The 13,450-nt window shown below is 70.4% G+C and carries 8 protein-coding genes and 2 tRNA genes; 1 reads left to right on the top strand and 9 read right to left on the bottom strand.

The annotated features are described in order from the left end of the window. Nucleotides 1–35: 35 nt before the first annotated feature. The 8 genes from EBL84_RS11485 to uvrC all read right to left on the bottom strand — a co-directional run bounded on the left by EBL84_RS11485 (nucleotide 36) and on the right by uvrC (nucleotide 9,555). Entirely contained in the window at nucleotides 36–2,054 is a 2,019-nt protein-coding gene (locus EBL84_RS11485; RefSeq protein WP_123140962.1) for a TonB-dependent hemoglobin/transferrin/lactoferrin family receptor, read from the bottom strand. 60 nt (nucleotides 2,055–2,114) lie between these two features. Next, entirely contained in the window at nucleotides 2,115–3,557 is a 1,443-nt protein-coding gene (locus tag EBL84_RS11480; RefSeq protein WP_123140940.1) for an FMN-binding protein, read from the bottom strand. Beyond that, the gene (locus EBL84_RS11475) at nucleotides 3,544–4,458 is read right to left on the bottom strand and encodes a sirohydrochlorin chelatase (RefSeq protein ID WP_123140939.1); all 915 of its coding nucleotides are present in this window, start codon (nucleotides 4,456–4,458) and stop codon (nucleotides 3,544–3,546) included. The genes EBL84_RS11480 and EBL84_RS11475 overlap by 14 nt, the downstream gene beginning before the upstream one ends. Before the next feature lie 111 nt (nucleotides 4,459–4,569). Continuing rightward, entirely contained in the window at nucleotides 4,570–6,672 is a 2,103-nt protein-coding gene (locus EBL84_RS11470) for a DUF4407 domain-containing protein (RefSeq protein ID WP_123140938.1), read from the bottom strand. Between the two features lie 114 nt (nucleotides 6,673–6,786). After that, nucleotides 6,787–6,862: transfer RNA gene (locus tag EBL84_RS11465), tRNA-Gly, on the bottom strand. A gap of 135 nt (nucleotides 6,863–6,997) precedes the next feature. Next, nucleotides 6,998–7,073, bottom strand: a tRNA-Gly gene (locus EBL84_RS11460). Between the two features lie 63 nt (nucleotides 7,074–7,136). Further along, nucleotides 7,137–7,703, bottom strand: coding sequence for a CDP-diacylglycerol--glycerol-3-phosphate 3-phosphatidyltransferase (gene pgsA / locus EBL84_RS11455; protein ID WP_123140937.1), 567 nt, complete (start codon nucleotides 7,701–7,703; stop codon nucleotides 7,137–7,139). A gap of 4 nt (nucleotides 7,704–7,707) precedes the next feature. Then, a complete protein-coding gene (gene uvrC / locus EBL84_RS11450) occupies nucleotides 7,708–9,555 on the bottom strand; it encodes an excinuclease ABC subunit UvrC (RefSeq protein WP_123140936.1) in 1,848 nt (615 codons plus the stop codon). 171 nt (nucleotides 9,556–9,726) lie between these two features. On the opposite strand from uvrC, the gene EBL84_RS11445 reads away from it, so the two are divergent. Next, complete coding sequence (locus EBL84_RS11445; RefSeq protein ID WP_123140935.1) at nucleotides 9,727–11,076, top strand: SPOR domain-containing protein; 1,350 nt, start codon at nucleotides 9,727–9,729, stop codon at nucleotides 11,074–11,076. 13 nt (nucleotides 11,077–11,089) lie between these two features. On the opposite strand, the gene EBL84_RS11440 is transcribed toward EBL84_RS11445, so the two are convergent. After that, nucleotides 11,090–13,441 carry an RND family transporter gene (locus tag EBL84_RS11440; RefSeq protein ID WP_123140934.1) on the bottom strand — a complete coding sequence of 784 codons (2,352 nt, stop codon included), beginning with the start codon at nucleotides 13,439–13,441 and terminating at the stop codon, nucleotides 11,090–11,092. Nucleotides 13,442–13,450: the final 9 nt, after the last annotated feature.

Below are 13,450 nucleotides of genomic sequence, written 5' to 3'. Positions count from 1 at the left end.
CGCGCCGTCGCCGCGGCGCGGGGTGGCGCGTGATCTCAGAAGCGATAGCTCAGGGTCGCCTTGAGGTTGCGGCCCGGTCCCTCGAGCGCGGAGAGATAGGGCAGATAATCCTCGTCGAACAGGTTGTCGATGCCGAGATCGAGGGTGAGATCGCGGTGCGGGCGCCAGGTCAGCCACAGGTCGTGGAGCTGATAGGCGTCGGCGGGCGTGCCGTCGACCGGCACCCGGTCCTGCTCGGCGACGAAGCGCGCGCGCCAGCCCAGCTCGACCCGGTGTTCAGGCAGTCGCAGCCCGGTCTCGAACTGCCAGGTGTCGGGCTGTACGCTCGAGAGCGGCTCGCCACTGGTCTTGTCCTCGCCCCGGGTGCGGGCGAAGAAGGCGTTGGCGAACCAGCGCCCGGCGTCGTACCCGGCCTCCAGCTCGAAGCCCTCGAGCTTGGCCGAGTCGACGTTGCGGAAGCTCGTCACCCCACCGCGCTGCGGGTTGCCCGGTACCGGATAGAAGACGAACTGCACGATCTGGTCGATGAAGTCGTCGACGTCGTTGCGGAAGGCGCGCGCCTGGAAGCGGGCATGATCGCCCGGAGCGAACAGGTCGTCGCGATGCAGCCGGATGCCGATCTCCTTGTTGTGCGCCTTCTCGGGTTCGAGATCGGGGTTGGGCACGAACAGGTTCTGGCAGCCGCGACCACAGCTGAAATGGGTCCCGGAGACATAGAGCTCGGAGACGCCGGGGGCACGGAAGGCCTCGTTGTAGCTCGCCTGCAGCGACAGCCAGTCGGTGACGGCGACATCCACCCCGAGCTTGGCCGAGAAGGCGCTGTCGTCGTGATCCTCCAGCGTCGCGTCGTCGCTCTCGCGGGTGTAGCGGTCCCAGCGCACCCCGGGGATCAGCGTCCAGCGCTCGCCGATCATGATCTCGTCCTGGAGAAAGAGCCCGAGCACCTCGCCCTCGCCGTCGGGGTAGCTGGTGCGCGGCGCGCCGTCGCGGCGGGCCTCGACGCTGTCGCGATGCCACTCGAGGCCGTAGCTCACCAGCTGCGCCAGGGCGCCCTCGCCGGAGAAGTGCATCTGGTTGCGCAGGTCGCCCCCCAGGGTCTCGATCTCGGTCTCGTCCTCGCGACCGTCGTGCAGCCGGGTCTCGTCGATGTCGGTGAGGTTGCGATAGAGGGTCAGCGACGGGTTGAACCAGGGCTGATCCGGCGAGGCGTGACGATAGCGCAGCGCCAGATTGGTCTGCTGGATGTCGCGATCGAGCAGATCCTCGGCGGTGGCGGCGATCTGGGCGTTCGACGGCACCTCGCCGGAGAGCGCGCCGCCCATCAGCGAGAGCCCGAAGTGGTTGACCCCGTCCGGGGTCCAGTTGAGCTTGCCGAGCCCGGAGAGCCGTTCGTAGCCGGAGTGATCGAGATCCTCGCCGTTGCCGAGGGCAACGTCACCGGCCTCGCGGTAGGAGAGATTGAGCAGGTAGTCGAGCCCGTCGGTCGGCGCGCCATAGACCGCCGCCGCCCCCAGCCACTCGTCGTTGACGTCCTGATAGCCGGTCTTGACCAGTCCGCCGATGCGCTGCCCCGGGCGCAGCAGATCGGCCGCCTCCCGGGTCTGCAACGCCACCACCCCGCCGATCGCGCCGCTGCCCCAGAGCGCCGAGGCCGGGCCACGCAGCACCTCGACGCGTTCGAGCAGCTCGGGCTCGACGAAGATCCGCGCGCTGTGCGAGCGCGAGAAGTTCTGCCGCACCCCGTCGATCAGATAGAGCAGCCGGCTGTCGCCGATGCCGCGGATGGTCAGCTGCTGCCCGGCCGGGCGCGGACCGCCGCCGAGGGCGACGTTGGGCAGGGTCTCGAGCACCTCGCCGACGGTGCTCGGCTGGTTGCGCTCGAGCTGGTCGCGCTCGACCACGCTGACCGACTCGGGCAGGGTGTCGACGGCGCGCTCGGTGCCGGTGGCCACCACCGAGATGGTCGGCAGGCGGGGCTCGGCGGCCAGCGGCTGGGCGAGCGCGGCCAGCGCGCAGCAACCGACCAGCCGCGGGAGCGATGCGGATTGGGACATCATGGATCACCTCGAAGACAGGGCCGACATCGCTGGCGTGGAGGCTGGCGTCGGGATGGATCAGGATCTCTCAGACAGCGTCTGCGGCACGGGCGCGGCAACCCGCACCCCGGCGCCACGGCGCGACGGACGCACCGCGCGCGCGACCAGATCGAGCACCGCGCCGGTCGGACAGAGCAGCCGACACCACAGCATCGGCACCCAGGCCGCGACCCGCAGCACCAGAAAGAGCGCGAGCAGGAACCACAGTGACGCGACATCGAGCGCGAACAGGTCGGGGAACAGCTCGAACCCGCTCCAGCGCTCGACACCGAGCACCACCCCGCCGATCAGCACCGCCGCCAGCACCAGCCGCAGCCAGTACATCGTGCGAGCGCCGAGCGGCCAGCGACGCCAGCGCGAGCGCCGGTCGAGACGCGCCACCAGCCGTTGTGCCTGACCGAAGGGACAGAGGTGACGACAATAGGTGTTGTCGTCCCAGATCGCGCCGAGCAGCACCAGCACGGCATAGCCACCGACCAGCGCCGAGACCGAGACACCGAGCAGCGGATGGAGCAGGTTGAGATAGGTGAAGCCGAGGTTGAACAGGAAGCCGAGCGTCACCAGGCTGATCAACCCGAGCAGGGTTCGCTCGGTCCGCTCCAGCCGCCAGCGCCGCTGCCAGACGAGCGCGAACAGCACCAGGAGCAGCGCCAGCTGCCAGACCCAGCGATCGGAGAGCGGCGCCTCCAGGGCGAAGCCCTGGGCCGGACGGTCGAGATGCTCGTCGAGCGCCGGCGCGGCGCTGTCGATCAGCTCGTCGAGGGCGCGCACCAGCGCCTGCGAGGTCAGGGTCGCGCCGCTCACCGCGTCGATCCGTTGCAACCCCGGGGCGATCTCGACGGCGCGGGCGCGATCGTAGAACCCGGCGCGCTCGACCCGGTGCAGATAGCTCGGGGTCTCGCGCGACTCCAGTAGCACCAGCTCGCGCACCCCGCCCTCGGCATCGAGATAGACGCCGATGTGCAGCGGCCCGGCGAAGCCGCGCACCCGGCTGTCGAGCCCGAGGTTGTCGAGATAGACCCCGCGATAGCGCCCGGCGCGATCGCGCCGCTCGGCGAGCGGCAGCCCCTCGGTGGCCTGCGCCAGCGCGCGATAGCCGTCCGGGTCGCCGGCCTCGGCGCGCGCGGCCAACGCGGCGGCGGCCTCGCCCGGAGCAACGCGTGCCGGATCATCGCCGCCGAGCAGGCCGAAGCCGCTCGGCGCCGACTCGGCGGCACCGAGCAGCGCATAGCCGTGTCCCCGGGTGGGGACCGCGCCGCTCATCAGCCCGAACCCCGTGCTCGCCGCCTCGTCCGTCCGGCCGATCAGCCGCGGCTGCGCGTGTGCCGGATCGACGGGGTCGATGCGGAAGGCCGGACCGGTCTCGACCGGCTCGGCGCGCGCCCACAGCACGGCGACGAGCACGACGAGCAGCAGGGTCGCGGCGACCCGACGGCGGCCGAGCCGCTCAAGCGCCACCATCGAGGGTCTGCCTCACGATCTCGACCACCCAGTCGTTGAGACCGGCATCGGGGAGGATGGCGTCGCCGGCATAGCGTATCCGGCTGCCCTCCGGACTCTGCGCCACCGCCTCGCCGATGATGTCGTCCTGGAAGGCGGGGTCGACGGCGACCAGCACCGGCAGCACCGCCGCCCGGTCCTCCAGCTCCAGCACCTGCTCGATGGCGCGCAGGGTCGGCTCGGGCGAGTAGTCGACCAGGTGCCCGCACCAGGCATAGGCGACGGTGTCGATGCCCGCCTTGAGCTTGAGATAACGCCCGATGTCGCCGACCAGGGCCTCCCACTGCTGGTTGTAACTGGCATCGCCGTAGGCCACCAGCACCACCCCGGTGTCCTCGGTCTCGCCGACGAGCGCCTGGGTGCGGCGCAGCAGGTTCTTCTTCAGCAGCGAGGAGAAGTCGAGCATCGGGGTCAGGGTGACACGCGCCCGGGGGCGATAGAGTTCGATCTCCTCCTCGGCGAGCTTGGCCATGACCTTGGGGTCGGCCTTCATGCCGAGGATGGTGGGGATGTCGTCGAGCGAGTGCGAGCTGACGGTGAGAAACAGCGGCACCACGATCACCTCGTCGAACCCGGCCTCGTCGAAGGCGCGCATCTGGGTGCCGATCGAGGGTTCGTTGTACTCCATGAAGGCGGTACGCACCTCGGCGATCCGGCCATCGGCCATGATGCGATCGCGCACCGATTCCTCGACATCGACCAGCATGTCGCGCCAGTTCTTCGAGTGCGAGCCGTGGTTGACCAGCAGCACCCCGACCTTGGCCCCCTGCCCCTCCTCGGGGACCGGTTCGCCGCAGCCGCCCAGCAGCAGCGGCAACAGCACCAGGACGGCGAGGGCCCGTTTCAGCAATCGTCTGTTCATGGCGGTGGATCGACTCCTCAATCGCGCGAGTCCCCTGTACACGATTCTCGGGGACGATGATTCCGGCCAGGGATGATATTGGCTTCGAGAATCATTATCAATTGAGAGCTGTCAATCCGCTGTCGGCAACTCCTCGCCCGCCCGCTCATCGGTCCCCTCCCCCGCCCCCGTCTCGAACAGCCAGCGACCCAGCGCGTCCTCGATCAGAGCGATACGTGTGCGCACCGTCGCCAGTCGCTGTTCGGCACCCTCGGTCAGCGCCCGCGCCTCGGTCAGCTCGACCTCCAGCGCATGTGCCCGTTCGCGCGCACGTCGGGCACGGCGCGAGCCCGGGCTCGTCGCCACCGCCGCAAGCTGCTCGCCGATCTCGTCGAGCGCGCGCTCGAGCCCCACCACCCGCGCCCGCGCTGCTGACAGGCGCTCGCGCTCGACCGCCTCGCGCTCACCGAGCCGGTCCAGTACCCCCTGTACCCGCGCCAGCCGTGCCTCGGCCTCCTCGCGTCGGGCCCGCCCGGCACGACTGAGCGCGGCCTCGTGTCCCTCGCGCTCCAGGGTGTGCATGCGCTGCTGGTGCAGCACCTCGATCTCGCGCTCGCGCAGTCGTTGCTCCTCGCCGAGCTGGCGCAACTCGTCGTCGAAACGCGCCCGACGCTGTCGCAAGGCCTCGCGCTCGCCCTCCTGGTGCAGCGCCCACTCGGCCTCGGCGCGTGCGCGCCGTTGCGCGCGTTCCTCGCGCAGCGCCTCCTCCAGCGAGGCGTTGCGCAGTTCGAGTTCACGCGCATGGGCCTCCAACTCGCGCGCGCGCCGCTCCCGCGCCAGCGCCTGCTCCTCGGCGAGCTCGGCGTGCCGGGCACGCTCCCGCGCCGCCTCCAGACGCTGCGCTCGCTCGGCGGACTCCACCGGCGCCGCGGCCTCGAGCAGTGCCAGTCGGGCCGACTGGAAGGTGCCGGGATCGCGCTCGTGCGCGCGCCAGGCGGTGGCGAACTCGTGCGGCGAGAGCCGCCGCGCCGGGTCCTCCCAGTGCTCGAAGCCGGGGATCGTGGCGAGACCGCCACGCAGATACTTGCGGTACTGCCCTTGCAGACGATCGTCGAAATAGGCGCGTACCGCCCCCGGCTCGAACAGCTTGAGCGCGAGCAGCGCGCAGAAGAGGATGGCGAGCAGCGCCTGGGCGAAGCCCTCGACGGTCTCGAAGTGCGGCACGCCGCGCTCGTCGGGGCGCGCGCGCAGCGCCTCGAGCGCCTTGGAGCGGGCGGCGAAGGTCAGGCGCGGGGGCTCGGCCGGGGGCTGCTCGGCGGCGAGTTCGGCGCGGAGGCGTTCGCGCTCGGCCGCGCCCGAGGCACGCAGTGCGTCGAGCCGCGCGGCGAGCGCGCGCAGCCGCTGCTCGGTCTCCGCGATCTCGGTGCCGGTCCCGCCGAGCCGAGCGCCGAGCGCGGCCTCGGCACGCTCGACCTCGGTCTCCAGTTCGGCGGCCTGACGTTCCCAGCGTCTGGCCTCGGGACCATAGCCGGGCGGGCGCCCGGCGCGACCGTGCAACTCGTCGCCGAGCCGCAGACGGGCGGCGGCCAACTCCTCGCGCAGCAGTTCGAGCCCGGGGGCGGCGGCCGACTCGATCCGCGCGCGGCGCGCCCGCGCGCGCTCGAGCGTCTCGGTGAGGCGCGCGCGCTCGGCCTCCAGGGCCGCGATCCGTGCGCCGGTCTCGCGTGCCAGCGGCGCCAGACGCTCGGCGAGCCGGGCCTCCAGCCGCGCGGCACGCTCGGCCTGATAGCGCTCGACCTGGCGCTGGTGATGGAGGGCGATGTCGTCGGCGCGGATCAGCCGCGCCAGCAGGGGCGCGGTGACATAGAGCGAGAGCGCGACGATGAGCACGCGCACCAGCACCCCGACGAACCAGCGCGTGCGCGCGCCGAGACCGCCGCGCGGTCGCTCCGAGAGCATCAGCGAGGCATCGACCACCCAGATCACGGTGAACATCAGCAGGAAGAAGAAGATCCCCGCCGGCCAGCGCAGCCAGGGGCTCGCCTCGGGCACCAGCGAGGCGCCGACCAGCCCCCAGACGACGCCCTCGAGCAGCGCCATCAGCAGGATCAACAGAGTCGCGAAGCCGAGCCAGATGCGCACGGCCGGGGTGAGCAGCGCGGCGCCGTAGGGACGCAGCCGCAAGCGGTCGAGCAGGAGACGCCCGGGGCCCGGGCGCGACCATCCATTCGCCATCTCGAGACCTCGACAGGAACGGCGGCACACAGACGCCGACCAGGGAGAGATGGGGATGGGAGATGACGGGCACAAAAAAACCGGCATCTTTCGATACCGGTTTTCTTGAGTGTTTGGAGCGGGAAACGAGACTCGAACTCGCGACCCCAACCTTGGCAAGGTTGTGCTCTACCAACTGAGCTATTCCCGCTTTATTTTTTGAATTTTAACGTCTTTCGTGACGATGTTCAAGTGCCTTCTTGAACCGGTCGGTGGCGCCGATGCAGCCTGCCGACCAAAAAGCCCGATCGCCTCAAACCCGCGAAGCGGTCGTTCTTTCGGAATTTGGAGCGGGAAACGAGACTCGAACTCGCGACCCCAACCTTGGCAAGGTTGTGCTCTACCAACTGAGCTATTCCCGCCGAAAGAGATGCCCATTATAGACGACATCTCCGGGGCGTCAACCCCTATCGTCATATTTTTTTTCAGTCGCCCTGCTTGGCGCCGCTCAGGCTCGGCCAGGCCGCGCGCAGATAGAGCACCATCGACCACAGGGTCAGGATGGCGGCGACATAGAGCAGCGCCACGCCGAGACCGTAGAGCCAGGGGCCGAAGACCGACTCGCGCAGGATGAGGATGGCGATCGAGATCATCTGCACCGTGGTCTTGATCTTGCCGAGCATGGAGACGGCCACCGCCGCGCGGTCGCCGATCTCGGCCATCCACTCACGCACCGCGGAGACGGCGATCTCGCGCCCGATGATCACCATCACCGGTAGCGCCATCAGCACCCGCGGGTCGGCCTGCACGGCGACCACCAGGGCCACGGCCACCATCAGCTTGTCGGCCACCGGGTCGAGGAAGGCGCCGAGCGGCGAGGTCTGGCTCCAGCGGCGCGCCAGATAACCATCGAGCCAGTCGGTCAGCGCCGCGGCACCGAACACGGCGGCGGCGGCATAGGCGGCCCAGGGGGCATCGACATAGAAGACGGCGACGAACACCGGGATCAGCAGGATCCGCAGCAACGTCAGCAGATTGGGGAGGTTCCACATAAGGTCAGGGTCCAGCGGCCTCGCGGTGGAGGGCATCGTAGATCTGTTGGGCCAGGTGCCGGCTGATCCCCTCGACCCCGGCGATGTCCTCGACACCGGCCCGGATCAGGCCGCGCATGCCGCCAAATTGCCTGAGGAGTCGCTGTCGGCGCTTGGGACCGATTCCGTCGATGCCTTCCAGCACCGAGGTGGTGCGGGCCTTGGCTCGCCGCTGGCGGTGGGCCGTGATCGCAAAACGATGGGCTTCGTCACGGATCTGCTCGATGAGATGCATGGCCGGCGAATCGCTCGGCAGTATAACGGGCGCCTCCCGCCCCAACAACCAGAGCTGTTCGGTGCCGGGGCGTCGGTCCGGCCCCTTGGAGACGCCGACCAGACAGTCGAGCCGCATCCCCAGCTCGGTCAGCGCGGCGGCCGCGGCGTTGAGCTGACCGCGCCCGCCGTCGATGAAGAGCACGTCGGGTTCGGGCGCCTCGCCGCGCTGCACCCGGGTGTAGCGACGGGTCAGCGCCTGGGCCATGGCGGCATAGTCGTCGCCCGGGGTGATACCCTCGATGTTGAAGCGACGGTAGTCGGACTTGCGCGGCCCCTCGCCGTCGAACACCACGCAGGAGGCCACCGTGCGCTCACCCCGGGTATGGCTGATGTCGAAGCACTCCATCCGGCGCGGCACGGCATCGAGCGCCAGCGCCTCGCGCAGCGACTCCAACCTGAGTCCGTAGCCGGCGCGACTGCCGAGCCGCGCGCGCAGCGCCACCTCGGCGTTGGCGCGCACCATCTCCAGCCAGCGCGCGCGCTCGGCGCGCACCCGCGACTTGATCCGCACCCGGTGACCGGCGTGCTCGCCGAGCGCCTGCTCGAGCAGCCCCTGCTCCTCGACCGACTCGCCGACGACCAGCTCCCCCGGGACCTCGTGCCCGGCATAGAATTGAGCGAGGAAGGCCGCGAGCACCCCGTCCGTCGCCGTCTCCTCGGGCACGCGCGGGAAGAACGCGCGGGTGCCGAGGCTGCGCCCGCCGCGCACGAACATCACCGCCACGCAGCTCTGCCCCCCGTCCTGCACGCAGGCGAGCAGATCGAGATCGCCGCCCTCGCCGCTGACGTACTGACGCTGCAGCACCTGACGCAGCTGCTCGATGCGGTCGCGCAGCTCGGCGGCGCGTTCGAACTCGAGCGCGGCGGCGGCGGCCTCCATCTCGGCGACCAGCTCGTCGATCAGCTCGGGCGCCCGCCCCTCCAGGAACTTGACGGTACGCGCCACGTCGGCGGCATAGCTCGCCTCGTCGACCAGCCCGACACAGGGACCGCTGCAGCGCTTGATCTGGTACTGCAGACAGGGGCGCGAGCGGTTGCGGAAGACGGCCTCCTCGCACTGGCGCAGGGGGAAGACCTTCTGCAGCAGCTGCAGCGTCTCGCGCACCGCCCAGACGTTCGGATAGGGGCCGAACAGCCGCCCCGCGCGCGGGCGCGCACCGCGGTGGAAGGTCAACCGGGGGAAACGGTCCTGGGTGGTGAGGAGGATGTGCGGATAGCCCTTGTCATCGCGCAACAGCACGTTGAAACGCGGCTGCAGCGACTTGATGAGATTGCTCTCGAGCAGCAGCGCCTCGCCCTCGGTCCGGGTGACGGTGATGGCGATGTCGGCGATCAGGCTCACCATCAACTGAATACGACGGTTGAGCTGACGGCTGCGACTGAAGTAGCTTGCCACCCGGCGTCGGAGATTCTTCGCCTTGCCGACGTAGAGCACCGTGCCCTCGGCGTCGAGCATGCGATAGACCCCGGGTGACTGGGGGATGCCCTGGAGCAGGCTCCGGGGATCGGATCGATTGGCGTCTGCTGCGACACTCATGCAAGGATTCGTCTCGTCGGCCCCGCCGAACGGGGCGGCATCGATTGATTGTGCGCGTCCTTGTCCCTGGGCCAGGCTCGACTCCAACATGGGGGCGATCCAGGCGATTGCGCGCCAGCGCGCGCCCCACCCCGCCCCCAGGCCCTGGACTCACTGCGCGAGGAGCGTTGGATGACAGAAGAGAATTCCACACCGCGCACCGCCGAGGCGGGCGCGAAGCAGGATCGGGACGCCGCCCTGATCGCCACCATCAGCCATCGTCTCGCCCGGGTCGCCGAACAGGACCCGGACGGCACCGAGACCCTGGTCAACAGTCTGGGGCGGGCGCTCGCCCAACTCGACCAGGGGCAGATCGGGATGCGCGAGCGCATCTATCTCGCCGAGATCCTCCAAGCCTTCGAGGACCTGGAGACCGACCCGCGCCAGCTGCGCACCCTCGAACGGCTCGCCGAGGACATGGTCGCCCCGATGCCGGAGCCGGGCGCCCAGGACAACACCCTGGAGTCGCTGTTCGAGGACCCGCTGCCGGGGCGCGTCCATCAGGCCCAGAAGAGATCCCCCGAGCCCGAGCCTCAACCCGAACCCGAGCCGCCACCGAGACCGCGGCCGACCCCGCCGCCCGAACCCGCACCGCCGCCCAGACCGGAGCCGGAACCCATAGCCGCCGTCCACGAACTCGACGACGACATTTGGGAGCGCACGCCCGCGCCCGCGGCGCCACCGCCGCGGCCCGAGCGACGCGCACCGCCACCACCGCCCGAGCCGGACCCCGAGCCCGTGGCACGCGCCGGCCGGGCACGTCCGCGGCCCGACGCCGACGGTCGCGCATCTGGCACGGCCAGCGCGACGACACAGCGGCTCGATCCACGCGACCGTAAATGGTGGGAGAGACAGCTCGAGCGCGTCAAGCTCCAGGGCGCGGCCGCGCTCGGCGCGCTCGGCGGGGTATTGGTGCTGGTGATCGCGCTCGCCTGGTGGAACCTGGGGGGCGCGGTCGCCGGACTCGGCGCCGGGCTCAGCGACGAGCCGCTGCGCGCCATCCAGGGGCTCGAGACCCAGGTCTCGGGGCTCCAGGCCGAGGTCCGGGCGCTCACCGACGCGCTCGAGACCACCCGCGCCGAGCTGGCCGAGGCACGACGCGACGCGCCCGTCGACGACGGCGACGCCGACTTCCCCGACGCCCCCCTCGCAGCAACCCCGGCGCCGACCACCCCGACGCCGACCGCCGCGCCCGGACGGCGCGTCGCGCTCAAGGAGATCCGCTACACCCTGCAGCTCGGCGCCTTCCTCAGCGAGGAGCGCGCCGGGCGCTTCCAGCGCCAGCTCGCCGCCCAGGGGATCGACACCTGGCGCATCGACAGCGGCCCGGGCAGCGGCTGGATCGCCATCACCGAGGGCATCTACCCCGGCTGGACGCCCGCGGCCACCGCCCTGGCCAAGCTCCCCCGACCACTACGCGACGCCGGCGCCTGGGTGCGCGAGCTGCCGGTCGGCACCGAGCTCTACACCGGGCGGCGCTGAGGCCGCCCGGCCCTCACCCCCGGCGTGACCGGGGGTCGAAGGGACGCAGCCGCTCGAGCAGCACCGGGGTGACGAAGAAGTCGGTGAGCAGCGCCGCACCGATCCCCAGCGCCACCAGCGCGCCCATGTGGACGAACATGTTCACCGTCGAGGCGAGATAGACGGAGAAGTTCAGCACCAGCACCACCGAGGTCAGCACCAGGGCGACGCCGACGCTGGTGAAGGTACGCCGGATCGACTCGACGTAATCGCCACCGGTGCGCTGGTGCTCGAGCCGGGCATGGGCGATGAAGTGGATGCTGTCGTCGACCGCCAGCCCCAGCAGCATCGGCATGATGGTCACCGTCATGATGTCCATCGGGATCCCGCTCCAGCCCATGGCGCCACCGACGGCGAGCGCCGGGGCGACGTTCGGGATCATCGCGATCAGGCCGATGCGCACCCCGCCGAAGACCACCATCATCAACCCACCGATGATCACCAGCGCCACCATGAAGGAGCCGAGCTGGCCCCAGGTGACCTGGTGCATCATGTAGGTGTACTGCGCGATCGAGCCGATCAGATACACCTTGGCGTCGGGGAACAACTCGGCGGCGCGGGCGCGGATACGCTCGAGCTCGCGCTCGGCCTCCTCCGAGTCGTAGTCGCTGACCTCGATCATCATCCGCAGTCGCTGGTAGTCGTAATCGACCCAGCGCGCCGCCTCGGTGCCGCCGGCGTTCTCGTAGAGCAACAGCAGCTGGGCGAGCAGCTGGCGATCCTCCGGCAGCCGGTAGTCGGCGTCGCCGCCGCCGAACACCGCCTGGTGCAGGTCCTTCACCACCAGGTTGAGCGAGGTCACCCGCTTGGTCAGCGGGAAGCCGAGGATCTCCTCGCGCAGCTGGTCGAGCTTGGCGAGGTTGGCCGGCTCGCGCGCCTTGTCCGGGGCGTCGAAGGCGATCGCCAGGTCATAGGCGTAGAGCGAGCCGACCTCGCTCTCGGCCACCGCGTTCATCCGCGCGATATAGGGCACCTGCAGCCCCATGGTCTCGCGATAGTCGAACGAGACGCGGAACTGACTGAGCCCGGCCACGCAGCCCAGGGTGAGCAGCAGGAAGACGGCGATCACCGCACGCGGACGGCGCAACACCCAGCCGCCGAAGGCGCCGAGCAGCCGCTCCAGCGCACGCCCACGGGGGCGATCGCCCGGACCCGCGTCCGGCGCCGGGGCGCGATCCCGACCGAAGCTCAGCAGCACCGGCAACACCAGCACCACCAGCGCCCAGGTCACCAGCACCAGGCTCGCCGCGGTGTAGCCGATCCAGTGGATCGGCTGCAGCGGGATGAGCAGGAAGGAGAGCATCGCCGCGGCCGTGGTCAGCGCGGTGAACAGCAGCGGCCAGCCGGTCTCCTCCAGGGCGTGGAGGATGGCCGCGCGGCGCGCGCCGGTGACGAGGAAGCGACGGCGGAAGTGGTTGATGACATGGATCGAGTAGCCGATCGACACCGCCATGCCGAGAAACAGCGGCAGGAACACCAGCGAGGGGTCGATACCGACGCCGAGATGGCCCTGCACCCCGAGCACCATCGCCATCGCCGCCGCCGCGGTGAGCAGCGGGAAGAGCACGCCCCACACCGAGCGCAGCGTCACCGCCAGGATCAGCGCGCTGACCAGCAGCGAGATCCCCAGCAGGCGCGGCGCCTCGGCGTTGAAGAACCGCTTCTTCTCGTAGTTGACCGCCGGCAGCCCCGAGACCTGCGGGCGCATGAAGGCGTACTCGGGCTGGGCGGCGATCTCGCTGCAGCTGCGCCCGACCTGCAGGTCCGGGCCCTCGCTGCGCGCGACCTCGCCATAGCCGTGGAGACGCAGCATCACCCAGGTCTGGGTGCCGTCGGCCGAGACCAGCCGATCGCGGATCGACGGGCGCGACATCGCCAGGGCGCGGATCTCGGCGAGCGCCGCGGCCGACTCCGGCACCGGCTCGGGGACCAGCTCGGTGATCTCCAGCCCCTCCTCGCTCCCGAGCATGAACTCCAGGTCGGTCAGCGACAGCACCTCGTCGGCATGGGGGACGCGACGCTCCAGCTCGGTGCCGAGCGCGCGGATGCCGCGCAGCACCTCGGGGCTGAACACGTCCTCGTGCTCGATCAGCACCGCGCAATAGTCGCTGTTGCCGAAGATGCGCTCGAAGTGGTCGTGGTCCTGACGCATGGCGTCGTCTTCGAGCAGCCAGTTGTCCGGGTCGACATCGCTGTGCAGGCCGCCGATCCCGGACACCGCCCCACCGAGACAGAGCCCGACGCCGAGCAGCACCCACAGTCGGCGACGCAGCAAGGTCTCGGTGAGCCGGCGAAAGCCGAGGTTGACGCGCTCGATCCTCAGCATGACGCGCTC

Origin of the sequence: Marichromatium sp. AB31 (genome assembly GCF_003718685.1) — a bacterium.
Taxonomy (GTDB): domain Bacteria; phylum Pseudomonadota; class Gammaproteobacteria; order Chromatiales; family Chromatiaceae; genus Marichromatium; species Marichromatium gracile.
This window is presented reverse-complemented; position numbering and strand designations above follow the sequence as displayed.